Annotated in this window: 23 protein-coding genes and 1 tRNA gene; 12 read left to right on the plus strand and 12 right to left on the minus strand. The window is 39.7% G+C overall.

What is annotated here, in order from left to right:
- Positions 1-79 precede the first annotated feature (79 nt).
- The 7 genes from ID47_RS06300 to ID47_RS06335 form a co-directional block, all read right to left on the minus strand.
- Complete coding sequence (locus ID47_RS06300; RefSeq protein WP_038464954.1) at positions 80-841, minus strand: hypothetical protein; 762 nt, start codon at positions 839-841, stop codon at positions 80-82.
- Between the two features lie 25 nt (positions 842-866).
- The gene (locus ID47_RS06305; protein WP_038464956.1) at positions 867-1,460 is read right to left on the minus strand and encodes a hypothetical protein; all 594 of its coding nucleotides are present in this window, start codon (positions 1,458-1,460) and stop codon (positions 867-869) included.
- Between the two features lie 41 nt (positions 1,461-1,501).
- Positions 1,502-2,476, minus strand: a complete 975-nt coding sequence (locus tag ID47_RS06310) for a hypothetical protein (RefSeq protein ID WP_038464958.1) — start codon at positions 2,474-2,476, stop codon at positions 1,502-1,504.
- Between the two features lie 12 nt (positions 2,477-2,488).
- Entirely contained in the window at positions 2,489-2,845 is a 357-nt protein-coding gene (locus ID47_RS11790) for a helix-turn-helix domain-containing protein (protein ID WP_051908693.1), read from the minus strand.
- 98 nt (positions 2,846-2,943) lie between these two features.
- Positions 2,944-3,600 carry a hypothetical protein gene (locus ID47_RS06320; RefSeq protein ID WP_038464960.1) on the minus strand — a complete coding sequence of 219 codons (657 nt, stop codon included), beginning with the start codon at positions 3,598-3,600 and terminating at the stop codon, positions 2,944-2,946.
- Between the two features lie 596 nt (positions 3,601-4,196).
- Positions 4,197-5,099, minus strand: a complete 903-nt coding sequence (locus ID47_RS06325) for a LysR family transcriptional regulator (protein ID WP_075261569.1) — start codon at positions 5,097-5,099, stop codon at positions 4,197-4,199.
- A gap of 1,229 nt (positions 5,100-6,328) precedes the next feature.
- Positions 6,329-7,219 (minus strand): LysR family transcriptional regulator, encoded by an 891-nt coding sequence (locus tag ID47_RS06335; protein WP_075261570.1) that lies wholly within the window; start codon positions 7,217-7,219, stop codon positions 6,329-6,331.
- Positions 7,220-7,901: 682 nt separating this feature from the next.
- On the opposite strand from ID47_RS06335, the gene ID47_RS06340 reads away from it, so the two are divergent.
- Together ID47_RS06340 and ID47_RS06345 are read left to right on the plus strand one after the other, a co-directional pair.
- On the plus strand, positions 7,902-8,189 hold the full coding sequence (locus tag ID47_RS06340) for a GIY-YIG nuclease family protein (protein WP_038464966.1): 288 nt from the start codon (positions 7,902-7,904) through the stop codon (positions 8,187-8,189).
- A 336-nt stretch (positions 8,190-8,525) separates the two neighbouring features.
- Positions 8,526-8,813, plus strand: a complete 288-nt coding sequence (locus ID47_RS06345; protein WP_038464966.1) for a GIY-YIG nuclease family protein — start codon at positions 8,526-8,528, stop codon at positions 8,811-8,813.
- Here ID47_RS06345 and ID47_RS13240 read toward each other — a convergent pair.
- Positions 8,810-8,986 carry a hypothetical protein gene (locus ID47_RS13240; protein WP_198022252.1) on the minus strand — a complete coding sequence of 59 codons (177 nt, stop codon included), beginning with the start codon at positions 8,984-8,986 and terminating at the stop codon, positions 8,810-8,812. The two genes, ID47_RS06345 and ID47_RS13240, sit on opposite strands and share 4 nt — an antisense overlap.
- Before the next feature lie 99 nt (positions 8,987-9,085).
- Here ID47_RS13240 and ID47_RS06355 point away from each other — a divergent pair, with 99 nt between their 5' ends.
- The 6 genes from ID47_RS06355 to ID47_RS06380 all read left to right on the plus strand — a co-directional run bounded on the left by ID47_RS06355 (position 9,086) and on the right by ID47_RS06380 (position 18,358).
- Positions 9,086-10,168: a SagB/ThcOx family dehydrogenase gene (locus ID47_RS06355; protein WP_038464970.1), complete on the plus strand. Its 1,083-nt coding sequence runs from the start codon at positions 9,086-9,088 to the stop codon at positions 10,166-10,168.
- A gap of 647 nt (positions 10,169-10,815) precedes the next feature.
- Positions 10,816-12,609, plus strand: coding sequence for a translation elongation factor 4 (gene lepA, locus ID47_RS06360; protein ID WP_038464972.1), 1,794 nt, complete (start codon positions 10,816-10,818; stop codon positions 12,607-12,609).
- A gap of 106 nt (positions 12,610-12,715) precedes the next feature.
- The gene (locus ID47_RS06365) at positions 12,716-13,765 is read left to right on the plus strand and encodes a hypothetical protein (protein WP_038464974.1); all 1,050 of its coding nucleotides are present in this window, start codon (positions 12,716-12,718) and stop codon (positions 13,763-13,765) included.
- Between the two features lie 200 nt (positions 13,766-13,965).
- Positions 13,966-15,615: a hypothetical protein gene (locus tag ID47_RS06370; protein ID WP_038464976.1), complete on the plus strand. Its 1,650-nt coding sequence runs from the start codon at positions 13,966-13,968 to the stop codon at positions 15,613-15,615.
- An 88-nt stretch (positions 15,616-15,703) separates the two neighbouring features.
- Entirely contained in the window at positions 15,704-16,534 is an 831-nt protein-coding gene (locus tag ID47_RS06375; protein WP_038464978.1) for a hypothetical protein, read from the plus strand.
- Positions 16,535-16,783: 249 nt separating this feature from the next.
- Positions 16,784-18,358, plus strand: a complete 1,575-nt coding sequence (locus ID47_RS06380) for a hypothetical protein (protein WP_156956686.1) — start codon at positions 16,784-16,786, stop codon at positions 18,356-18,358.
- A gap of 202 nt (positions 18,359-18,560) precedes the next feature.
- On the opposite strand, the gene trxB is transcribed toward ID47_RS06380, so the two are convergent.
- Complete coding sequence (gene trxB / locus ID47_RS06385; RefSeq protein ID WP_038464982.1) at positions 18,561-19,496, minus strand: thioredoxin-disulfide reductase; 936 nt, start codon at positions 19,494-19,496, stop codon at positions 18,561-18,563.
- Between the two features lie 169 nt (positions 19,497-19,665).
- Between trxB and ID47_RS06390 the strand changes: the two genes are divergently transcribed.
- Complete coding sequence (locus ID47_RS06390; protein WP_156956687.1) at positions 19,666-20,133, plus strand: hypothetical protein; 468 nt, start codon at positions 19,666-19,668, stop codon at positions 20,131-20,133.
- Positions 20,134-20,237: 104 nt separating this feature from the next.
- Positions 20,238-20,313, plus strand: a tRNA-Thr gene (locus tag ID47_RS06395).
- Between the two features lie 9 nt (positions 20,314-20,322).
- On the opposite strand, the gene ID47_RS06400 is transcribed toward ID47_RS06395, so the two are convergent.
- Positions 20,323-21,033 carry a superoxide dismutase gene (locus ID47_RS06400; protein ID WP_084675955.1) on the minus strand — a complete coding sequence of 237 codons (711 nt, stop codon included), beginning with the start codon at positions 21,031-21,033 and terminating at the stop codon, positions 20,323-20,325.
- A 172-nt stretch (positions 21,034-21,205) separates the two neighbouring features.
- Here ID47_RS06400 and ID47_RS06405 point away from each other — a divergent pair, with 172 nt between their 5' ends.
- On the plus strand, positions 21,206-22,429 hold the full coding sequence (locus tag ID47_RS06405; protein ID WP_038464986.1) for a hypothetical protein: 1,224 nt from the start codon (positions 21,206-21,208) through the stop codon (positions 22,427-22,429).
- Between the two features lie 55 nt (positions 22,430-22,484).
- On the opposite strand, the gene groL is transcribed toward ID47_RS06405, so the two are convergent.
- Positions 22,485-24,137 carry a chaperonin GroEL gene (gene groL / locus ID47_RS06410; RefSeq protein ID WP_038464988.1) on the minus strand — a complete coding sequence of 551 codons (1,653 nt, stop codon included), beginning with the start codon at positions 24,135-24,137 and terminating at the stop codon, positions 22,485-22,487.
- A 663-nt stretch (positions 24,138-24,800) separates the two neighbouring features.
- Positions 24,801-25,091: a co-chaperone GroES gene (gene groES / locus ID47_RS06415; RefSeq protein ID WP_038464990.1), complete on the minus strand. Its 291-nt coding sequence runs from the start codon at positions 25,089-25,091 to the stop codon at positions 24,801-24,803.
- Between the two features lie 188 nt (positions 25,092-25,279).
- Here groES and ID47_RS06420 point away from each other — a divergent pair, with 188 nt between their 5' ends.
- Positions 25,280-25,477 (plus strand): hypothetical protein, encoded by a 198-nt coding sequence (locus ID47_RS06420; protein WP_038464992.1) that lies wholly within the window; start codon positions 25,280-25,282, stop codon positions 25,475-25,477.
- Positions 25,478-25,617 lie beyond the last annotated feature (140 nt).

The following is a 25,617-nucleotide window of genomic DNA, read 5'->3' on the forward strand; positions in this document are numbered from 1 at the left end:
TAAATTCAACGATAAAATTGACGATAAAAAAGTGGAGAGAGTTCTCTCCACTTTTCTTATAACTGCTTTCAAGATTTGTTTATCGGTCTGAAATATATTCAGGATTCTTTAAAGCACGATCAAGATTGGAAAATGCTTGATTTGTAATTTTATCTAAAGCTTCCTTTAAAAGACGGTTATCATTGTCAGCCCATTTTTTCGCATTCGCTTCTAAGTCTTTATCTCTAAGGGGCAACGCCTCTGCAGCCTTAACATTAACTTTAAAGACCGGCTTTTGAAGGGGATCTCCAGCATTGACTAAGGCTCTAAGTTTTTGACTAGTCGGATAAACCGTTAGATAAATGATGCCTGTTAATACACTAAGATCAGGGTTAAATTTATAAACCATTCTCCCTGTCAAAACAGTATCACTCTTAGATTTTTGAGTGAAATTTATCTGGGTCGGTTCATCCAGAGCCTTGACCGATTGCACCTGCCCTGCATGCAACCACTCGGCTTGCTTCAAACTTTGGGAAAAATGAGCTTTAACCTTTTCCTGAGCATTATAAGTTACAAAACCTTTTTGAATGTCAACCATTGCATCATTGGCACAACCTTCCCGGTGTGATTCTATAGCCGCATCGACGAGAGCAAAAAGTAACCCGCCTCCCATATAAGTTGACACATGTGACCGTTCCACATCCGCAATCAGAGTCGTTTGGCAGTCTTCAGCATACGCGTCGGTGCTGCCAATTTCTTTACGGACAGTTGCATGCAATGGCACAAACTCCTGATGAGTGGCACAGCCTGATAAGGCGAGCACACCCGCCATCGCAATGAACCATGTCGTTTTTTGTTTCATTTATATCTCCTTTGTTTGTTTATACTTATTTAGTGATGTAGCACTGGGTTGAAAATTCTTTAATCGATTGACGATTACTCTCTTTCAAAGCAACAACAATCGGATAAAGACTTGAAGAGCCTGCCGAAGCGGGCGAGACAGTAATTTGGAATTTGACTGTTTTAGCTTGTAAGAGATGAGCAATGTTCTCTTTCGTGAGGAGGAAAGTTATCCGCCGTCTTGTTACTTCCTTAACAAAGCCGAGCCTTATACTCGCCGTCGGAGCGTAATTAACATTGGCATACTGAACATCCTCAACGGCGTCTTTTGTCGAATTTATAATTTCAAGAGGATAAATTTTTTCATCCACAACCATCGTTAAAGATTCATTTGCATTAACTGTGTAATCCCTGACGCCTTTATGAGCGAGATTCAAGGTAGCTTTAATAGGTTTGGAAGCTGACTGATGTTTAAGCACAAGCTCACTATCATCAACGCCGGTGAGCTCCATGCCACGAATCGTTGCAATACAGTGTTCCTCTCCCATCATAGGATCTTTTTCCGTGGTCAGCGTTGAGCGAGGGCCACATCCCGCTAGGCAGGCGGTAAAAAGAAGTATTAACCCGCAATTTTTATGCATAATTTTTTCCTTAAACTTTAATATTACAAGAACTTGTTTTATTAAGAAGACTGCCTTCTGTCTAAAACGATGAGATCATTTAAATAATCGATCCCTTTGCTATGGGCCATATAGTAACGCTGTTGGCCTTCTAAGATCTGAACAGGTTCTATATATCGCTCAAAGTGATCAAACTCTTGACGGTAGATAAAGGGAAAACAGATCGTCTGACGCTGTTGCTTTAGATCCTCGATAAGGTTCATGGATAAGCTATAATTGGACCGCACGAAATGCTCCACTGTCTGACACTGATCCGCAAAGCTTTGCTCATCAAAAACAAACAACACACTGGCTTTCCCTTGGGCATCCAGGAATAAGAAACTGCCGGTGACATCCAGAAGGTAGTATTCTGTAAAGTTGCCGTTCTTAATAAAGGTGTGGAAGTATTCCATAAAGCCTGGATCCAATAAGACATTCAGATTGCCATTATCTTTCTGCCAGTCTTCTAAAATAGGATTAATGATGGCATTGACCGTGGATTGGAAATAATCTTTTTGGCTTTGCTGAATAAACTCTTTTAAAAGGGTGGATGCATCCGGATCTTGAGTGCAAACATAAAAATTGATGAGGCCTTGATTAAAGGCCGTCACAATCGTTTTTTCATCTCTATCTTCGGTGACTAGAATCTTTTTAGCTGGAAAATCTTCCATTGCCTCGAAAAAGCTTAACTCCGCTGGGTCTGGTAATTTATTGCGATAAATGATACAAGAAACCGTTTCATAGCGGCGGGGGTTATAAATTTCTTCATACAGGTAATTAATACTGCTCACGTCAAAAAGGTCCTGCTCTTGGTGAACAACACGGTCAAAGAGAATAGCTGACCTGTCTGCTTTCTTTAAATAAGCAAGGGCGGTTTGAGGGGTGGCACAATGCTTATAAGAAGCGACAGATTGATCCCTTAAAAATTGGTTTTGCTGATAGGTTTTTCCTATACAAAGAATTGTGGTGGGGAAGAAACAATAAGGTAAAGGGGTCATAATGTGGGGCCTCTAGTCTTTCTGGACAACTTTCACATCGGAAACAGTTCCATAAAGTTCACAAAGTTTAATGTGAACTTTTTGTCCTTTTAAATTCTCATATGCCAGCCAGTTTCCCTCTTCAGTCAGACAGATGGAGATCCCTTCTAACCCTTCGAAAAAAAAGTTAGGCGTAACAGACAGCACCTTACACAGTTGATACAGGCGGTAAGGTGGTAACTTATCCATCCCCCGTTCATATTTAGAAAGTTGTTGCGGGGTTATCTTAAGCAACTTGGCTAAATCATGCTGTTTAAGGTTTAAAGACACTCGTCTTTTTCTTATTTGTTGGCCAATATAGGCTTCTATCGATGTCAATTTTGGCTTCATTCTAAATGACTACCTTGTAGTAAAATTTTCTTATACGCATGGTTTATGAGCCCAAAAAAGAGACTCTTCTTGGGGGTAGAATCTTTCTTCGGGTGATTTTAGATGGCTGTTCTGCGGTGAGGTCTTTTTGGAAAAGAAATCACATTGCTGGCTTGATCTTGAAGCCCTTGTTTTTTCTGAAGTGAAAGGAAACTTAAGACCGGAGCATTTGTTCGATCGGCACTTTGTAAATATTTTCTCACCACTAAATCTGACTTTTGATGACCCCACAATTTTTGGTGCAGTTGAATTGTCATGCTTTCCATAGTTTCAAAGAACGCCTCGTCTATCACCAGGCTTAACAGTTGGCGTTTTCCATGAATGGTGGTATGGGAAGAGATGGACTGGAATAGACTTTTTAAAGAAGTCAGATGATCGGCGTCATCCGAAGAAAGCATAAAATTAACCTCTTGCTTGTTAAAGCGTTGAGCACAAAAGGCAATTAAATCTAACCCTTGAAGCACCATTTCAATCAACGCCGCATCATACAAGGGTTGAGAGAGATCACCTAAATAGGACTCTTCTTCAAGCGTAAAACTGCTGATGCGTAAAGAATCAGGAGAAGGTTGGATTGTTATAGCTAAAGAGAACGCGGTCTGTAGCTGATGCAATGTTAATGTCAACCCTGCCGGCGTTACTGAACAGTCAAGCTCATAAGAAAAAGCCAACTCTTCCGTCTTCCACGATGTAACGTAATTTTTTACGATGCTTAACATATTTATCCTCTCTACTCTAGTCATCATATTTCTTTAAAAGTCATTAGTGTCTTGCTGTAATTAATGAATTTTTTCTAGCAGGGCTAATACTAAGGTGGGATTTTGGATATAAAATTTTTCTATCAGGAGATAAAGAAAAGTCAGGTTTTCAGCCAATAATATAGCAGGAAAAGTAATGAAACGGTAAAAGCATAAAAAAATTAAGTTAATAAAATTTTGAATAAAAAATTTAGCTTTAAAAAAATTATTATAGCTAATAATGAATATAATATTTCTCTATACCTTCTATAATAGAAAAATAGCTCTTTTAATAATGAGAGATAATTATAAAAAATTGATACTACAAAAGTTATAAATTTTCATGATGGAAAGGGGAAATGAAGAGAAAAAATTCTTTAAAATTGTAAGGGGGGAGTATTGACTTTTAATCCTCAAAACGATACTAAATAAGCGTCTAATTGAAAAATACCATAATATCAATCAATAGTTGATTATAAAAAATAAGGAGAAAAATTATGCATAAATTAATATTGGAAAACCGTAAAGCTGTTCCTCATTTAAGCATCACAGTTTCCAAGAATTTTTAACTGGAGTATTTATCCTTCCATACTTACTGCTTTACTTTTTTTAGCCAAATAATTAAATAATAAGCTGATTTTTTTTGAGAATCTTCTGTTTTCTAAAAAGGAGTAGTATAGAGGGATAAATTCACCCTGTATGTCAGGTAAAACTTCTACTAATTTAGATTCTGTAATAATAGGGTAATCTGGGAGTTCAACAATCCCATATCCTTTTAAAGCTGCATTAAACATTCCGTGTAAAGAATTTATTTCAAAATAAGGATGGCGGGGACCGCTTCCTTTTTTTATGCCTAAATTAAGCACCCAATTTGTACTTCCATGGGAGGTATAATAGTTATCTTTGTAGGTAATAAGATGATGATCATCTAAATCTTCGGGGGTGTGTGGAGTACCATATTTTTTTAAGTAAGAAGGGCTGGCAAATAATCTTATCCGGGCATTAAAAAGTGGTTTTTGTATTAAATGAGGCTGGTGAGGTATGAAGGTGCATATCGCCACATCTCCTTCATTAATATTAATATTATCAGTCGTCAAAAAAATTTTTGTTCTTATATCAGGATATTTATTTAAAAAATCATCTAAACTTGGGACAAGCCATTCTGAACCCACAAAAGGAGTGGTAATGATTTTTATTTCCCCTTCCGCCTCACCTTCTTTTTCATAAAAAACTCTCTCAAAATTATCTGCTTGCTGAAGCATTTTTTCAGCAAAAGCATATAATCTTTCTCCTTGGGCTGTTAACCGCATTCCTGCCGGAAATCGTTTAAAAAGTTGTGTTTTAAGGTTGTATTCTAAGTCACTAATTAAAACGCTGAGCGAAGGTTGGCTCACATTAAGTTTTGCGGCAGCTTTTGTCATGCTGCCTTCTCGAGCAACCATGTAAAATGGTCTTAATTTAGACAGATCGATGGGTCTCATGGTTAAGGTCCGATTTATTTCATCAATAGATATATCAATTCTTATATTAAAATGAATTTTTAAAATAAAGGTTAATTTTATGTATGAGGGTGATTAAATCTTTTTTCACAATGTGCTTCCTTTCCCGGCCGAAGAGCCGGGATCTCGAGATGGCAAGCGACGGCCCTTATGAGCTCGAGACCCCGGGTCAGGCCCGGGGATAGGACCTTTTTTATTTATTCTCTCTCTTTTCCCGGCCGAAGAGCCGGGATCTCGAGATGGCATGCGATGGCGCCCTTGTGAGCTCGAGACCCCGGGTCAAGCCCGGGGAATAAGTTCTTTTGTATGGCTACTATTTTACCATTTTCTCCCTTTTCCCGGCCGAAGAGCCGGGATCTCGAGATGGCAAGCGACGGCGCGCGCCCTTGTGAGCTCGAGACCCCGGGTCAAGCCCGGGGAATAAGTTCTTTTGTATGGCTACTATTTTACCATTTTCTCCCTTTTCCCGGCCGAAGAGCCGGGATCTCGAGATAACAAGCGATGGCCCTTGTGAGCTCGAGACCCCGGGTCAGGCCCGGGGAATAAGTTCTTTTGTATGACTACTATTTTACCATTTTCTCCCTTTTCCCGGCCGAAGAGCCGGGATCTCGAGGTGCCAAACGATAGCCCTTATGAGCTCGAGACCCCGGGTCAAGCCCGGGGAATAAGTTCTTTTGTATGACTACTATTTTACCATTTTCTCCCTTTTCCCGGCCGAAGAGCCGGGATCTCGAGATGGCATGCGATGGCCCTTGTGAGCTCGAGACCCCGGGCCTGTCCTCAACTTGATTGGGGATCAAGTCCGGGGATGAGGTCTCTTTAAGGAAGTTGGAGCTCAAGCGTTCCATGAAGAAAATATTAAAATTATAAGAGGTGCTTGCTCCTCCTCAAAAATAAATGAAAAAATTTAATTATATCAATTACATAATTTTTCTAGAAAAATATAGGGTAAAATTCTTCCTACTGCCAGTGTATTTGGGGCATTGACTTAAAGAGATAGAAAAAGGTAATTAAATAAACGGATAGTTAAAAAAAACCATAATATCAATCAATAGTTGATAAAAAATAAGGAGAAAAATTATGCGTAAAATAAATTTTGAGAACGCTAAAGCATCCATTCATTTTTGCGTTCTTATTGTAAGTATCTAATTAAAGAAGATGGGGAAGATTTAATTCTAAGGTGAATAAGTTAAAGAGAGTATTTCCTATTTTTAAAGTTTAATACCGCTTTTAAGAAAATATTCATACACCTTATTAAGTTTTTTAGAATTTTTTCTATTTGCAAGAAAAATATAATACAACATAATGTCTTCCCCATAAATATTTGGTAGTACTATTTCTAATCCAGAATTTAACACCACTTGATAATTGGGAAGTTCGACAATACCGTACCCTTGTAAAGCGGCATTCATCATTCCGTTTAAAGAATCTATTTCTAATTTAGATTTTCTGAGAGGCTCATTAGCCTTAAGACCTGTGTGAAGGAGAAGGTTTATACTCCTATCGGTTGAGTAATAATTACCACGATAGGTAATTAATCGATGATTATCCAGATCCTCTGGCGTTTGAGGGATACCATATCTTTTAAGGTAATCTTTACTTGCGAATAAATGTGTGCGAGCGGAAAATAATGGTTTTTGTATAAGGTGGGGTTGATGGGGAATATAGGTTGCTAAGGTTATATCTGCTTCTGCAGGATTAATGTTTTCAGGCTCTAAATGAATTTTTATGTCGACCGCCGGATAATTTTTTATAAACTTATTAAGGCTAGGGATTAACCATTCAGCTCCTACAAAGGGATAAGTAATAATTTTAAGTTCGCCTCTAATATTGTCTTCTTTTTCATAAAAAGATTCCTCAAAAGCTTCATGCTCTTCCACAACTTTCCTAGCATAGAGGTACAATCTTTCCCCTTGAGGTGTGAGACGGACTCCCCTTGGAAGTCGCTCAAAAAGCTGCACTTTTAAGTTATATTCTAAATCACTAATGAGTTCACTAAGCGATGGTTGGGTAACATTAAGTTTCCGAGCGGCCTTGGTTATATTTCCTTCTCGAGCAGCCATGTAAAATGGTCTTAATTTAGACAGATCTATGGGTCTCATGGTTAAGGTCCGCTTTATTTCATAAATATATATATCAATTCTTATATTAAAATGAATTTTTAAAATAAAGGTTAATTTTATGTATGAGGGTGATTAAATCTTTTTTCACAATGTGCTTCCTTTCCCGGCCGAAGAGCCGGGATCTCGGGATGGCAGACAATTGCCCTTGTAAGCTCGAGACCCCGGGCCTGTCCTCAACTTGATTGGGGATCAAGCCCGGGGATAGAACCTTTCTTTATTTATTCTCTCTTTTTCCCGGCCGAAGAGCCGGGATCTCGAGATGGCAAATGATGGCCCTTATGATTCCGAGACCCCGGATCAAGCCCGGGGATAGGACCTTTTTTATTTATTCTCTCTTTTTCCCGGCCGAAGAGCCGGGATCTCGAGATGCCAAACGATGTCCCTTGTGAGATCGAGACCCCGGGCCTGTCCTCAACTTGATTGGGGATCAAGTCCGGGGATAGGACCTTTTTTTATTTATTCTCGCTCTTTTCCCGGCCAAAGAGCCGGGATCTCGAGATGGCAGACAATTGCCATTGTGAGCTCGAGACCCCGGATCAAGTCCGGGGAAAATAGGAAGTGAGAAGAACAACAAAAGAAAAATTATCTATAAAAAAATTATTTCTAAAAAATTTGCTTTTTGTTAGACATACAAAATTAGGTGTAACAGAGGGAATTTGATATGAAGCAATATTATCTCTATATTTTAGCTTCAAGACGCCAGGGTGTTCTTTATATTGGCTCAACAACTGATTTGATTCGCAGAGTATTCGAGCATAAATCAAATGCTGTAGACGGCTTCACTAAACGATATGGTGTACATCAGTTAGTATATTATGAAATTGGGCATACTCTTGAATCCGTTCGCTATAGAGAACTGCAAATGAAAAAATGGATGCGGCAATGGAAAATAGACTTAATAGAAAAAGATAATAAAGAGTGGCGCGACCTTTATTATGAATTAATCTAGCGGTAAATCTTTCCTTCCCGGCCCTCCCTTCCTCCTATTCCCGGCCGAAGAGCCGGGATCTCGAGATAGCAGACAATTGCCCTTGTAAGCTCGAGACCCCGGATCAAGTCCGGGGATAGGACCTTTTTTATTTATTCTCTCCCTTTTCCCGGCCGAAGAGCCGGGATCTCGAGATGGCGAGCGACGGCCCTTGTGAGCTCGAGACCCCGGATCAAGTCCGGGGAAAATAGGAAGTGAGAAGAACAACAAAAGAAAAATTATCTATAAAAAAATTATTTCTAAAAAATTTGCTTTTTGTTAGACATACAAAATTAGGTGTAACAGAGGGAATTTGATATGAAGCAATATTATCTCTATATTTTAGCTTCAAGACGCCAGGGTGTTCTTTATATTGGCTCAACAACTGATTTGATTCGCAGAGTATTCGAGCATAAATCAAATGCTGTAGACGGCTTCACTAAACGATATGGTGTACATCAGTTAGTATATTATGAAATTGGGCATACTCTTGAATCCGTTCGCTATAGAGAACTGCAAATGAAAAAATGGATGCGGCAATGGAAAATAGACTTAATAGAAAAAGATAATAAAGAGTGGCGCGACCTTTATTATGAATTAATCTAGCGGTAAATCTTTCCTTCCCGGCCCTCCCTTCCTCCTATTCCCGGCCGAAGAGCCGGGATCTCGAGATAGCAGACAATTGCCCTTGTAAGCTCGAGACCCCGGATCAAGTCCGGGGAATAAATATTCTTTATTCTCTCTCTTTTCCCGGCCGATCTTTCTCCTTTCTCTACCATAAACCCCCTTTTATAAAAGGACGAAGAAGAGTAAGGTAAAGGCATAAAAATAATCAGCCCTTTCTTCCTGGAAAGCTCACTAATAAAACGGACATTATAATGCATATAAATCCTTACTTATTTTTCTTACTCAAAGATGGAGAATTTATTGTTTGGGACTATCTTCACCATAGTCAATTTGCCCTAGAGCCAGAGTATATGGAACGCTTAAAACTCTGGTCGTTAAACAAAATAGACTCCCCGTCCCCTATAGATCAGGAGTTAGAAGAGGCTCAGCTAATTTCAAAAGAACCTATTCATGAAGGTGAATGGGGATGGGATTACCTTTCTAAAATCTTCCATATCGGGACCAAAGATATTGCAGAACATTTAATGGGCCTAACAAAAGAAGAATGGACAGAGAATTATCTGACCTATTGCCAATCTATTGCCTCTCACCCCCCTGCTTTTCATATCCAAAAAGAAGGGAATCCGATTTCTTTGCCTCAACCTGACCTTTCATTATTAGATCAAAACGGTTTTCTAGAGGTGGTAAAAAGGCGCAAAACCAACCGTTCCTTTAAAGGAGAGCCCATTTCTCTTGAATATTTAAGCACCCTGTTGTTTGTCAGCTTAGGTCCCATTCATGAAAAATGGTCTGACTTAGAAGATAATGGATTACAGATCCTTGGGCGGCGCAAATCTTTTCCTTCTGCCGGGGGATTACATCCAGAAGAAGCCTATATTGTTGCCTTGAGAGTCGACGGCTTAACGCCTGGTATTTATCACTATGATTCAGTTGATCATCATCTAACCTTAATCGAGGAAAAATCTGTCGAAGCTGAGTTAGTCCAGCTTTTGTATGGTCAATATTTTGCAGAAGGATTGGCTGTAGGAATATTTCTAACAGCCCGGTTTGAAAAAGGCTGGTGGAAATATCCTCATTCGCGTGGATACCGTATGACCTTAATCGATAGTGGCCATGCGTCTCAATCGGTCTTACTAACCGCAACAGCACTCGGCCTTGATACTTGGTTAACCGGAGCTTTTAGCGATTCCAACGTCGAAAAGTTTTTATCTCTTACGTCTACAACTGAGCAACCTTTATTCTTTATTGGGGTTGGCTATGGTAACAATATGACTGTGGATCAGTATATGTTGTCACAGTTAGACTCCCTCCCGTCAGGACAGTCTAAAGAATAGGCTTGCGAGGGGTGGAGTGGGTTTAGCAAGCCCCCCTCCCTCCCTCTTATAACAGTAAGGTGGGATTACGCCGCAGAGAGTAATCAAGCATACTTCCCTTTTCAAAAGGCCTTATCTTTTGATACTTTTAGTAAAATGGATAAATTTTGCTTAATAATCTCCTTCGCATTTTATTTAAAACAATCTGAGGTGACGGAGCAGCGATATCCATTGCAAAGGATGTTACCACCACCATCTTGATATAAGAAACAAGGCAGGAGAGAAGAAATAATTTTACGAAAACCAAACATACTTTTACCCCATAACAAAGCCCCCGAAATTACATGAATAACGAGGGCTTTGATCGAAAGAACAACAATCTGAAAAAGGTTTTAATACTTTATTAAGACTTTTTCAAGCCTCTAAAATGCTGTTTTTTTGATTTTTTCACCATTTCTGAAAAATAATTCAATGAACTTTACAATTAATTATTTTTAACCATTTTTTTAATGACACCTATTCTATTAAATTTTATAAGGATTTAATAAATATTTTTAAATTTTCCTGGCCAAAAGATGTTAAAAAAAGTTCGTGTCCTATTCTCTGATTGCGTTTCAGGACCTGTTCATTTAAAAATGAAATAACTCAATTTGTTTACTGTAAGATTAATGAAAAACATTCGTAACTTTGCTATCATCGCTCACATTGATCATGGAAAATCCACCATGGCTGATCGTTTAATTGAATTCTGCGGCGCCATTGAAGCACGGGAAATGAAAGATCAATTATTAGATTCCATGGATATTGAACGGGAACGAGGCATTACAATTAAGGCCCAAACAGTCCGCCTAAATTATAAAGCGCAGGATGGGAATACGTATCAATTAAACTTGATGGATACACCTGGTCACGTCGACTTTGCTTATGAAGTCAGCCGATCTCTTGCCGCCTGTGAAGGATCTCTTTTAATTGTCGATGCCAGCCAAGGAGTAGAGGCCCAAACACTGGCGAATGTTTATCAAGCCATTGATAACAATCATGAAATTATCCCCGTTCTCAATAAAATTGATTTACCGGCAGCTGACCCTGATCGTGTCAAACAACAAATTGAAGATGTTATTGGACTTGATGCATCCGATGCTGTTCTTGCCTCTGCCAAGTCACGCCTTGGCATCCAAGAGGTATTAGAAGCCATCGTCACACGCTTACCCGCCCCTACCGGCGATGAAACAGCCCCACTTCAAGCCATGCTGGTCGACAGTTGGTACGATCCTTATTTAGGCGTCATGATCTTGGTGCGTGTTAAAAACGGCGTTCTGTCTAAGGGGATGAAAATTCGCATGATGTCCAACGGCGTTAGCTACGAAGTTGAGCGTGTCGGTTACTTTACCCCAAAACAAGTTCTAATTGATAAGTTATTACCGGGCGAAGTTGGATTTATTACAGCGAGCATTAAAGCCGTTGCCGATTGTAAAGTTGGTGATACCATTACGGATGAGCGTCGCCAAGCTGCTGCGCCGTTACCCGGCTTTAAACCCTCCGTTCCTGTGGTCTTTTGCGGACTATTCCCCGTTGATGCCGCAGACTTTGAAAGGCTCCGCGACAGCTTAGCCAAACTGCAACTCAATGATGCAAGCTTCCATTATGAAGCTGAAAGTTCTGCCGCTTTGGGATATGGATTCCGATGCGGCTTCTTAGGATTGCTGCACCTTGAAATTATCCAAGAACGTTTGGAACGTGAATTTGATCTTGACCTTATTACCACAGCCCCCAGTGTCGTCTATAAAATTTATATGACAAATGGGACGCAGATTGAATTGCACAACCCCGCCGACTATCCGGATGTGGTCAAGATTGATCGAATTGAGGAACCGTGGATTAAAGCAACAATTTTGGTGCCGGATGAATATCTTGGGGCGGTGTTGACCTTATGTAATGAGCGTCGAGGCATGCAGGTTGATTTGACCTATGCCGGCAACCGAGCTATGGCTGTTTATAAACTGCCTCTCAATGAAGTTGTTTTTGATTTTTACGATCGCCTAAAATCCATTAGCCGTGGGTATGCATCCTTTGACTATGCCTTGGATTCCTATGAGGAAAGCGATATCGCAAAAGTGGCGATCATGGTTAATGGTGAAGCCGTTGATGCCCTCTCGATGTTAGTCCATCGAGGCCGAGCCGAAGCACGGGGCCGTATGATCTGTGAACGACTCAAAGATTTAATCCCACGCCAATTATTCAAAATTGCTATTCAAGCTGCCATTGGTGGTAAAGTTATCGCTAGGGAAACCGTTTCAGCAATGCGTAAGGATGTTACTGCCAAATGTTATGGCGGGGATATTTCCCGTAAACGTAAACTTTTGGATAAACAAAAGGAAGGTAAGAAGAAAATGCGTCAATATGGAAACGTTGAAATTCCACAAAGCGCCTTTATTGCAGCCTTAAAAATGAATGACAATTAGCGCCCCCTCAAATTATACCTTGAAAAACAATTAATGTTCCCCATTTCAAATTTAATTTATCATCTTAACTCTTAATAAATTTACATGCTTTAAATGGGGATATTTTATGCCTTTAAAAATAATACTTACAACTTTACTTTTATCCAGTGTTTCAACAGCTACAGAAATTAGCTCTTCTCTATCCAGTCGTCGTCCCTTGAAATCCATTTTAAAGAAGGCCCCACAACCGGTCGCTGCTGCCATGGACCCTCAATACTCAATTCCAGAGAATTATGATGCCGATATTCACAGAAGGCAAATCAGCAAATTATTGGACTTAAACATCCCTTTTCCCAGCTTGACCTTGAAACAATCATGGAGTGTTTACTATAATTCCCTGCTTGAATGGGCAAAAATATACTCCGAAGATAATAAAGAGATTTTCTCGGATTATTCCACCCCTTCCATTTCGTTTGATTCACTCGAGAATTATTATATACCGTTAGCTCGGCTTCTCCTCCAAGGATTTATGAAAGAGTCGAGCATTCAGCCACAAATGCTTGAAAATTGTCTCCATAGTATTGAATTTTATGCAAGATGTGGTTTATCCAAAAACTATTATAAAACAGAGTATTCTCTTAATCGTATGGGAACGCCTGAATCTCTTGATGATGATGATTACTTCAATGCTTTACATGAAATTTATATTAAATTAGTAGAGATACGTAAACCAGCTACTTGGTCTATCAGAGTCTCTCGAAAATTAATATTCAATTTGGAAAAAAATACGTTTCGGACTTTCACCCCTAGCGATGAAGAAATAGAAGAATTAAGACTACATCATGCCGGACGAGAGAGCCGGAAGCAGCATAATATCTTACTTCAGCATCTCTCCTACGAGCGACGTGGCGTTGGCGCTTCTATGGAGGAAATTCACGAGCATATGTATTTATTAGACTGGTTATATGAGTCGACATTCGCCCCAGTTCAATGGAGTTATATTCTTTATAGTGAAAATTTTCATTCTAAGGAGGCCGTTGAAAGAATGGCTAAATGCTTACCCATCTATGATCAAATCTTTGATAATCTTAGAATGCAAAATATTGAGATTGGTTCTGAGGATTTTAAAAAAAAATTTCCTAGAGAAATTAGACGATTTCTAGGGACACATTCCTAGTCAAAATCTCTATCGCTGTTTTAAAATAGAGGGGATGAAAATCCCCTCTATCACCCTAATTTTATTTTGAAATGTCTGAGGAGATAAAGCCCTTTTTAGTCCTTGAACTTTTTTTTCAAAAAAATTTTCCTCCTTCTTGAAACCTCCTTATTTCGTTCATATATCTTTAGAAACTTTTTAACTTACCCATCCTATATTCCATGATCAAAATTATTTTTTCTTTCTTAGCCGCAACTTGTTCATCTTTAGCCGCCAGCGATAGCATCCCTATCAATGACAGGATGCCCCCATCTATCTTAAAAAAGGTAACAGCCATAGCCCCTGTCACAAATTTAACGTCTCCTATCATTGATAGCATCTTACTGAACGGCCAAAATGAAGCATCAACGGCAGCTTTCTGCGATAGCGTTCTACAGTCAATTGATGCCAAGCAACAGCAACAGCTACTGGAAAATGGAAACCCATTTCCTACTTTAACAATGGAAATTTCGCAAGAAATTCTTTTTCACAGTCTATTACACTGGTCCCAGCAATTTCTTCAATTATCCGCCAATAACCCAGAGCTCATTAATCCACCTATTTCCCTTATTTCTTATTCAAAATTTTATCATCCTTTAGGGCTCTTACTGATCAATGGATTTCGCAAAACTCACCCTTCCCAGCCTGTGTTAATGGATAGCTGTTTACACAGCCTTAAAGTCTTCCAAAATTTATGGGATCAAAGGACTGCATTCTCTCACCCTTACATGCTCAACAAGCTTGGCATGTCTAAAGTTCATACAGCTCAAACTTATAGGCTGTTGACACAGTTGGGCTATATTATTGCAATGCTTGAAGATCAGGCTGCTCCTACCTATAAAGAACACGCACCGCGGGTTATATTTAAAAATCTTCCAGCAGAGGTCTTATTAAGTCGTAAGCTTAAACGACAGGAGACAAATAATGAGCTGCATTATATGGTGGCTGTGAACAAAGCCATCCGGTTTTTAGCGTCAAAAAATTTAAAAAGATCTCAATATCCGAATACTTCCAAAGTAGACTTATGGGAGGAAATGCATAAGCAAGAACAATTGGCAAACTTAATAGAAACAATTGCATCAGATTTACTCTCACAACCATACCAATCAGCCGCAGAATTTATTAGTACCCTTACGGACTGGCAATCTTTATTTAATTTCGCAAAAGAGACGTTAGATTTATACCCCCTATATCTACAGGATAAAGATCAGTCATTGGGACTATTCCTGATTATTGAGACGATCATTCCTATGGCACACCATTATCTTGAGCAAAGCAATGTTCCACAAACCGCTGACTCCATTCTTGAAGAAACATCTCAATTAGAAGAAATTGTAGAATGGGCTCATTTACGGCTTACCAGCAAAAGGAAATTAGCCACTTATGAAAATCTTATCGAAGAAATTGGGAATCTGTTTTATATCTTTCGTTTTTCAATAAGAACCCTCGATCCCTCAGATCTAACGGTAGATTTAATTTTAGATGATATGAGTGTAGGGGAGCAACAATTTGACTTTATTATGGAAAAGCTTAAAAAAGAAAGAAAATTAGAGGGGAAAACCGATGCAGAAATTTATGAACTTTTAGAAGAAGAAATAACGTTAATAATCAGGAAAGCTGAGGAAGATATGGCTTCTCCACCTCTCTTAGATATTGAAGAAGAAAAATCCTTCTTGACCTCTCATTCAGACATAAAAGGCGACGACGATGATACGGACGAGGAAAATGAAGAAGATTGGACTTTTACTCCTCTAAAAAGAGTAAGACCACTTTTGATGGGAGATGGTCCTTTTGAAACCTTATACAGAAAAGCTTTGGAACACCCCTTTTAAACTGTCTGCTCTTACAAATTATAGACAGGAATATTTACAGGTGACACATTAGCTCTTAAGCTAATCTCATAAAAAGAGGGAGAGTTCTATGAATAAGATACTTTATTTTACTATTGTTGCACTGCTATCACCTTGCCTAGCGATGGATATTCAAACAGAAAAATGTCCGAAGTTCATCTTAAAAAAGGTAGACAGTAAGCAAAAGGATAGGCCATCTAGCAAAAAAGTTCATTTTGCCGATAATGAAAAAGACGATACTTGGGTTGGAAAAGGATTTAATAGAATTGGTCACAATATTGAACTAACAACGATTGTCACCCAGAATACACTGTTCCATCAGGACGCCGTTTCCTATTATCCCTATAAGAGCGAATCATATTATAGAATGATGGATGCCCTTCAAAATCTTTCATTCTTTACAAAACTTATATCTTTAGATCCTGCGGTGGTTAAATTGACCGGTCTAACCACAACTCAATATGTTCTTTCAGATTGCACCCTTCAAACAACCTTGGAAGAAATGAATAAGCATGCTAAATTTTTTCTTCATGCCCATTTCTGGGCAACTAACCATCTAACTGCAAAAGGCATTGAAGACGCTGGCACCTTAGAGTATCTAGAGGAACTCAGTAAAGTGCATAAACTTTACCTTGTTACCTTAGCTCTTAAACCAGACCTTAAAGGAAAACCCACAGAATCTATTTTCTCCATAATGGCATTATGGAATGATATGTTTAACCAAGCTTTAGCCAATCTTAAAGCCTTAGGGCTCATGCATAGTACACCTTATAACCGCAAAGATACGTTTGACAATATTTTAAAGAATGAAATGCGTTGTCTGTACACAGTTAACACCATCGGTACCAAAAGGAGTACCAAACAGCATCGATTACACCATTTCAGAAAAAAATGTCACTAAATCAGTTAAGATAAATTTATTCAGGAACAGGCTGTTGAAAGCAGCCTTTAAGCAACCTTCTGTTATTAAAATGATTACAGGCTCATAAAGCTAAACCGGGGGGCTTCCTTCATAGAAAGGCAATATTTTCCCTTCTTTTCATAATAAAATTCATCATTAAAAATAAAAAATAGAAATTTTACTTGCATAACAAATAAAAAAACCCCAAATACTACACATAAACAACAATGTGAAATATATCTTATTTAAATGAAAAAATTAATATCCCTGTTTATGGTTGGTATCTTTATAGATGCAACAGCCCAAGATGCCTCTTTTTCTTTCTCTCACAAAACGTATCCACGTTCAAGCTTAAAAACAACCCCCAGACATGAGGTAGTGCAACCTCTTTCTTCATGTCCGCTTATTCCTGCCCCAATCTTCCAACACCAAACAGCGAAATCGCCGGAAGATTTTTGTCAAACGATAATAGATCAAGCTAAGGGCGGAAAATTAGCTTCTATTTGGCATAGTCTTTCGCTAACTGTGCAACAAGAAATCATCTTTTATAAACTTATCCGTTGGGCTGCAAAAGATATAGGACTCCCCTCCAGTACTCATGATATATATTTTCCAGGCTTATCTGAAGAGTCTCTTCGAAACTTCTATATCCCATTGAATAAGCTCTTAACAAAGGGGTTTAGAAAAGACCATAGTTCTCGCTCTATTTTGGCTCAAGAATTCAACCGCAGCATAAGAACTTTTAAGAACAAGCTTATCTGTGGTGGATTAAATGATTCTCATCAATCAAAAGTTCATTTTTCTGACAATGAGAGAGATAGTAATTGGCCAAAGCGCGGCCTCCGTAAAATTAGAGGAAACCTACAGTTACACCAACTGATCCAATTTAATCGCTCCTTGAGCAAATTATCTTCCAACCGTTTAAAGGAGTCCGGCTTTTCACACTCCACAGAAGAACAAATTCAAGACGAAACGGATTATTTATATAATCTTCTTTTCTTTATTAAGCTTGTTCACCATAATGACTACCAGTCCGCGTCCTTAAACTTAACAGCTGGAAATCAAGCTTCACCATTTGTCCCCTATCTATTGAGATATGGACTTACGACAGCACAACAAATTCTATTAGATCCATCATTTAATCTAGATTTATTTCAAATGGCTAAATGGGAATCCATCTTCTCTATGCTCCATAAATGGGCCTATAAACGACTGGCCTACCATTCTCTCTTTGATCTAACAACCGAAGATTATATTAATGAAATGGATAAGTTATTAAAATTTTACACGTTTATAATGAAACACGGCGCCAACCGACACAAACTTCCCATCGACCCTACTTTTTACACCCTGGTTTTTGCTGAAATGCAAGAGTGGGAGCCACTTTTTAATCAAGCAATAGCCAGCTTAGAGTTCCAAGGTTTACTCCATAATCGCCCTAACCATGTTCTTTTAAGAACGGGCAAATCTTATCAACAGCTCTTAACCATAGAAATGAGGGCCATCAAGCAAACGTATTACTCTTCCCAAGACCCATTAAAAGAAATTTCTGACTTCCTATTTTCAACAGAAGAAAATTTATTACCTCTCATGAAACCTTTTGGTATCAAGGAAGAAATTGAGTTAAGTTCAGCCACAATACTATCCCCCAGCGAGACGGCGAAAGACGTGGCATTGCCAACAACATCGATTGCGCTGCGAACAGAACAAACTGCCTCTGGCTTATTAAAGATTAATCTATTTAATAGCGATTTCTCTAGCGGCAGCCTGCCTAAAGCAGCTTCTCGCAAACGACCTGCCAGCCAAATGATTGCAGGTTCATAAGGTGTAGTCATATAAGCTAACTATCCCGGGCTTGTCCTCAACTTGATGGGGGATCAAGTCCAGGGATGAACTGTTGTTTATGGATATTTATTTCCGCTGTCAAAAAGCTTCGAGCTAACAATAATAAACGATTGCTGATTAGAGAAGCTAAGGAAAGATAGCCATAAAAACCCCACCTCTGGATTACAGAGCGGTGCTATTCTTATCCGTGACTTAAAAACCGCTCTGCTTCTAAAGCTGCCATACATCCCAGTCCGGCGGCCGTTACAGCTTGACGGAAAACTTTATCAGCCACGTCACCGGCCGCAAAGACACCAGGAACGTTGGTGACGGTACTGCCTGGCGCAACCTTGATGTAACCTTCCTCATCCACCTCAACTTGCCCCTTAAAAATCTCACTCATGGGTGTGTGACCAATGGCCACAAAAACACCATCAACCGCAAACTCTGTTAACTCATTGGTTTTGACATTCCGAAGCTTAACCCCAGTAACAGAAGCAGGATTCTCACTGCCCACAATTTCTTCAACCACCGAATCCCAAATAACTTTGATTTTTGGATTTTTAAATAAACGATCTTGGGCAATTTTTTCGGCTCGCAGCTTATCACGCCGATGGATGATGGTGACTTCCTCGGCAAAATTGGTTAGATACATGGCCTCTTCGACAGCTGAATTACCGCCCCCGACCACAATAACTTTCTTCCCTTTATAGAAAAAACCATCGCAGGTTGCACAAGCAGAAACACCAAAACCGCGGAATTTTTCTTCCGTATCAATGCCCAACCAACGCGCCTGAGCGCCCGTTGAAATAATAACTGTCTCGGCCTCTATGATTTCACCACAATCAGTTTTGCAAACAAAGGGACGCTTTGAAAAATCAACGGAATCAATCATATCCTCAACCATTTCGGTACCGACATGCTCTGCCTGCAACCGCATCTGTTCCATCAACCACGGCCCCTGAATCACATCCGCAAAACCAGGATAATTTTCCACATCTGTTGTAATGGTCAACTGCCCGCCTGGTTGAATGCCCAAAGCCTGAATTGGCTTTAAGTTAGCCCGTGCTGCATAAATGGCCGCTGTATAGCCAGCCGGACCGGAGCCAATAATGAGAACCTTTGTTGTTTTTGTCATAAAAGAGACCTTAAAAAAATAATAGTATAAGATTATTTTATCGACTTAAGCTCTAATCATCTAGTGAATTATTTGCAATTTCTGTATAAGGTCTAATTATTTATAAATGATAGGAAAATGTTAGGATAAATGTACCTATCTGAGATTTAACAATGGAGATTTTAACCTTATGAAACACATATTATTTATGATTATCCTTGGATTAGGGAGTACAAGCAAAGCTTATGATAAACCTGCCCATGCACCCTTTAATTTTGGAATACAATACGACTTTCCAATTTACTCCTATCCGGATCCCCAAATTTGGGGACCCGCCAGCGTATATTTATCAGAAATAAAGTCTCCTGAGCAAAAGACTTCATCTCAAACAAACTCTGAAAAGTTCCATGACGCCCTTATAGAAATAGCATTCAACTTACGAAATATCGGTACATTCGATAACCCCATCCCGCAACAGTATTTAAGTAACTCCCCTTTCTTTCTATCATCTTTCATGTGGCCGTCCTTACCCTTACAGAACCAAGACTGTCAAAAATTGGAAGCTATTCCTTTCTTGCAAAAATTTGAAGGGCTAGCAGCAACTCCTACCCTCTTCACAATTGAACCTGTCGAGCATCTTCAAAGGTGTGGAAATTAAAGATTAGATCCCCTTAAATAACCTGAATAATTTTTTACGATTTATAAAAATTTTCTGTTGCAATAACCAAGAGAGTTCTGTTAAAAATAGAACTATCTTGGTAAGCCGGTTTAGCTCAGCTGGTAGAGCAACTGATTTGTAATCAGTAGGTCGCGAGTTCGAATCCTGCAGCCGGCACCATGATTCTCTTTATCTTCCCTTTATAAAAAATCTGACTGACTGGGTATATTCCCAGCTCATGTTGTTTAAAGCAAAATTCCAATTAACCAGATGATCCAGGAAGACCTCGACATACTCTTTACGACGATTTTGGTAGTCTAGGTAATAAGCATGTTCCCACACATCACACACCAGTAACGCTTTTTGTCCTTTTATCAAAGGAAGATCAGCATTAGAGGTCGCTACAATCTTCAACTCAGCGCCATCTTCTACCAACCACACCCATCCGCTGCCAAAAACCTTAGTCCCTGCTTCAATAAATTGCTTTCTAAACTCCCTAAAATCACCAAAATTTTTATTGATCTTGTCTAACAATTTTCCAGTGGGCTTGCCTCCCCCCATAGCCTGCATTGACCGCCAATAGAATGTATGATTCCACGTTTGCGCTGCATTATTAAATACAGCCGTTAATTGAGGGTCCTTGGCACTTAGAACAATGATTTCTTCTAAAGTTTTGTCGGTTAATTTTTTTTCAATAATAAGATTGTTTAGTTTATCCACATACCCTTGATGATGTTTCGAATAATGCAATTCAAGTGTCTTTGCACTAATATAGGGAGCAAGAGCCGGCCGCTCGTACGGCAACGGTGGTAAGACAAACTTTTTTCCACTCGGATTATCTGCAGCATTTACCCAATTAACAAGAACCAAGGCACTTAAAATCGGTCGGAAATACTTCATCTATTATATCCTTTAACCATTCATCTTAATTAATAATAGGGAACTTTTTATACAGAGCAAAGCAGGAATAAAAGGGGTTAATAACCGTTTACTTTTACAAAGTTAATGCTTTTTCAACCCCTTGAGTCCCAAGAAAATTCATGGTCTCCTATTAGAATCTAAGGAGAACATCATGAGAAAAACCATCTTTCTGTTAGCGACCCTCTTAATCTTCAGTTCCGTCCCAGCCGAAGAAACGGCCTCTACACCTCAAGGAATCATTCCCTCTATTGAAGAAGAGTTGGTATCTCCTCCGGTAGAAATTATTATGCCATCTGAAGAACCCCAAGACGTCATATCATCCATACCGGAAGAGATAACAACCACCCAACCGATAGAAAATATCTCATCTACTGTAGCGGATTCCTCCTTCCCTTCTCATTCTAAATCGCGTGAAAAGAAAAAGCATAAGCGGACGCGCGAAATAGTGAATGAAGAAGAAGATATAGTATATATATCTTGGCCCGAGTTCTTACTGGCCTTAACAGAATCGCGCCAAAAAAGTTCTTTGGCCGCTGAAAATTTTGATCCTGAAAACATTCCCGGCTGTTGTTGTTTTCCTAAAAGTTGCTGCACGAATTGTTATGGTAAAATGAATGTTGCTTCCCGCATTTTTTGGACATTTGCGCAAGGGGGAACAGGAGCCCTTGCAAGCTTATCTCACTATGCTCGACGGTCAATCATTCCGCTCGTCACCTTAGGGAATTTCGACAAGAAAACGAGAGACTATCTTTTACTGTGTATTGCAATTTTCCAGGGCGTGGGTGATATGAGCGAAACCATTCACGATTATGCTATTATTAAAGCCATTCAAATTCAAAAGAATTTAAAAAAACTTGAAAAGCTATACAAGTCTGAAAAGCAGCGGCAAAAACTCAAAGCTTTAGCAAAATGTGCTGAAGGCTCTTTGCCCAACCTAAGAATTCATCAAAAGTTTCCACTAAAGGAATTAGATCGCGACTTACTTTACAAGCTTTATTACCCAAAATCCTTGCAAATGTCAGACCTTACCACAGAAATGAAGCGGCTAACAGAGCTCACATTGCTCGAGGAAATCTATTTCATGTGCTCAGATTTTCTTTGGACAGATACTTATCCGCTTTTCTGGCTTTCTGGAACAGCTCTTGGATTAATTCAACTTTTTCTTATCATTAGCGATTTAGCACTACAGGATGAGCCTTCTTTAAAAATATCAATTATCATGCTGGTGATAGAAGCCTTGCAATATCTTAGCCTTAGTATGAAATATGATAGTGAACAAAAAACCTTCGAAACTCATAAATTTAGAAAAGATCTTGCAGAAATTGACAACCCAGAAAACGACAGTAGCGACGACACTGAACTGCAGGAAGTATAAAAAAGGCACCTTATTAGGTGCCTTTTCAGTAGCATAATCACATAGAACAGAGGGATTAGTAATCCATTCCCATACCGCCCATACCACCCATGCCACCCATACCAGGAGCAGCGGCAGGACCTTTAGGTTCAGGTTTTTCAGCAATCATCGCTTCGGTAGTAATTAATAGACTTGCAACAGAAGCTGCATCCTCTAAAGCTGTGCGAACAACTTTGGCAGGGTCAATCACACCAAATTCAAACATATTACCAAAACGATCGCCTTGAGCATCGTATCCAAAGTTTGCATCCTGCGCGTCGATAATTTTACCAATGATGATGGAACCGTCTTGACCTGCGTTAAAGGCGATTTGGCGACAAGGGACCGACAAGGCGTGGCGGACTATTTTAACACCAACTTCTTGATCGTTATTAGCAACCTTAAGCCCTTCTAGCTTCTTAATAGCATATAACAAAGCCACACCACCACCGGGAACGATACCTTCTTCAACAGCCGCACGCGTTGCATGCATAGCATCTTCAACACGGTCTTTCCGTTCTTTAACTTCAAGTTCAGTCACACCACCCACACGAATAACAGCAACACCGCCGCTTAATTTAGCCAAACGTTCTTGTAGTTTTTCACGATCATAATCAGAAGAAGATTCCTCGATTTGTGCACGGATTTGGCTGCAGCGTGCTGCAATTTCTTCTTTTTGACCCGCGCCATTAACCAATGTGGTATCGTCTTTGGTTATTGTAACTTTACGAGCCGAACCAAGCATGTCCATGGTTACATTCTCAAGTTTAATCCCAACATCTTCAGAAACAACTGTACCACCGGTGAGGATTGCAATATCTTCCAACATCGCTTTACGACGATCACCAAAGCCCGGTGCCTTAACCGCCGCAACCTTTAGACCACCGCGCAACTTGTTGACAACAAGCGTTGCCAAAGCTTCACCTTCTACATCCTCAGCAATGATCATCAAAGGGCGGCCTGATTGAACGACAGCTTCAAGAACTGGCAACATGGCTTGTAGACCAGATAGCTTTTTCTCATGAATCAGAATAAACGGGTTTTCTAATTCAGAAACCATTTTATCTGGATTGGTTACGAAATAAGGGCTGATGTAGCCACGATCAAACTGCATCCCTTCCACAACATCCAATTCTGTGTGCAACGACTTAGCTTCTTCAATGGTGATCACACCTTCTTTACCAACCTTTTCAACGGCTTTGGCAAGCATTTCACCAATTTCGATTTCACCATTGGCAGAAATTGTACCTACTTGAGCAATTTCATCAGATGTAGAAACTTTTTTTGCACGAGACTTAAGGTCTGCTACGACGGCTTCAACAGCAAGATCAATACCGCGACGTAGATCCATTGGATTCATGCCAGCAGCCACTGCTTTAATGCCTTCACGCACGATTGCTTGAGCCAAAACTGTTGCTGTTGTCGTCCCATCACCAGCCAAATCAGATGTCTTAGATGCCACTTCACGCAACATCTGGGCACCCATGTTTTCAAACCTATCGGATAGTTCAATTTCTTTAGCAACGGATACACCATCTTTGGTGATGCGGGGTGCGCCAAAAGATTTTTCAATCACCACGTTACGTCCTTTTGGACCAAGCGTTACTTTTACAGCATCAGCTAAAATATCAACACCACGCAGCATACGTTCACGAGCGTCGGCGGAAAAACGAACTTCTTTTGCAGCCATAATAAACCTCTTTAAATTTTATATAGTGTCTGTGTTATGCAAACTTTCTTTTTTGCAGTACTTGTCAAAAAATCTATTACTTCTAAGCGGAAGCACAGATTTAGCACTGTAGATGCCCGCAAGCATGAAAACCTTCATAACAGTAGCTTTCTTGATTGAGCGGCAGGTACAAGGCAAATCGAGAACCGCAGCGGAGCGTACTTAAGGTACGTGAGCAGCGGAAGCACAGATTTAACACTGTAGATGCCCGCAAGCATGAAAACCTTTATAACAGTAGCTTTCTTGATTGGGCGGCAGATACAAAGCAAATCGAGAACCGCAGCGGAGCGTACTTAAGGTACGTGAGCAGCGGAAGCACAGATTTAACACTGTAGATGCCCGCAAGCATGAAAACCTTTATAACAGTAGCTTTCTTGATTGGGCGGCAGATACAAGGCAAATCGAGAACCGCAGCGGAGCGTACTTAAGGTACGTGAGCAGCGGAAGCACAGATTTAACACTGTAGATGCCCGCAAGCATGAAAACCTTTATAACAGTAGCTTTCTTGATTGGGCGGCAGATACAAGGCAAATCGAGAACCGCAGCGGAGCGTACTTAAGGTACGTGAGCAGCGGAAGCACAGATTTAACACTGTAGATGCCCGCAAGCATGAAAGCGCCGGCCTTAGATGGCCAAAATACCCATAATATCTGACTCTTTCATTACCAAGAACTCCTCACCTTCGATCTTAATCTCGGTACCAGACCACTTGCCAAACAGGACACGATCACCGGTTTTGACATCAAGGGGGACTAGAGTTCCATCTTCTTTGCGCAAACCCGAACCAGCAGCAATTACTTCGCCTTCTTGTGGCTTTTCTTTAGCTGTATCTGGAATAATGATACCAGATTTAGTTTTTTCTTCGGACTCGATTCGTTTTACAAGGACCCGATCATGTAACGGCCTGAATTTCACTGTAAACCTCCTTACATTTTTGTTATCAGCACTCTCGCTCAGGGAGTGCTAACTTTATCTCATATATTTAAAATTCTGTCAATAGCCTGAGAAAAGAATTACCTGAAATTTTCTGCCCAATGTGGGGATAATATTTTTGTCTGTGATTGAATAAGATTGCTTAAGTATATATTGCAATAGGAGATACCATGTCCCCCGCACAAGCTTATGATCATTTGCAAACCATTCTAAATTCCGCCCAGGCAGAAGGCGATAATGCCCTGGCTTTAAGGACGATAGAATTAATGTGCAAATTGAATGGCCTCTTCGATAAACAAACCCACAAGTTAACGATCTCACAACTAAATGATCAACAAATTCAGGATTTGATCAATCAATTAGGTTAAGATTGCACCTCATCTTTACCGATGATCTCTGTCTGGGAGGGGAAAACAAACAATTTACAGCCCCCTTCCATCCTTCCCGCCGCGCCCCCTTACATTTTAGGTTAGATATAGAATCGACTCTGGAAAATAGAATTAAATTC

It is taken from the genome of Candidatus Paracaedibacter acanthamoebae (genome assembly GCF_000742835.1).
Classification (GTDB): Bacteria; Pseudomonadota; Alphaproteobacteria; order Paracaedibacterales; family Paracaedibacteraceae; genus Paracaedibacter; species Paracaedibacter acanthamoebae.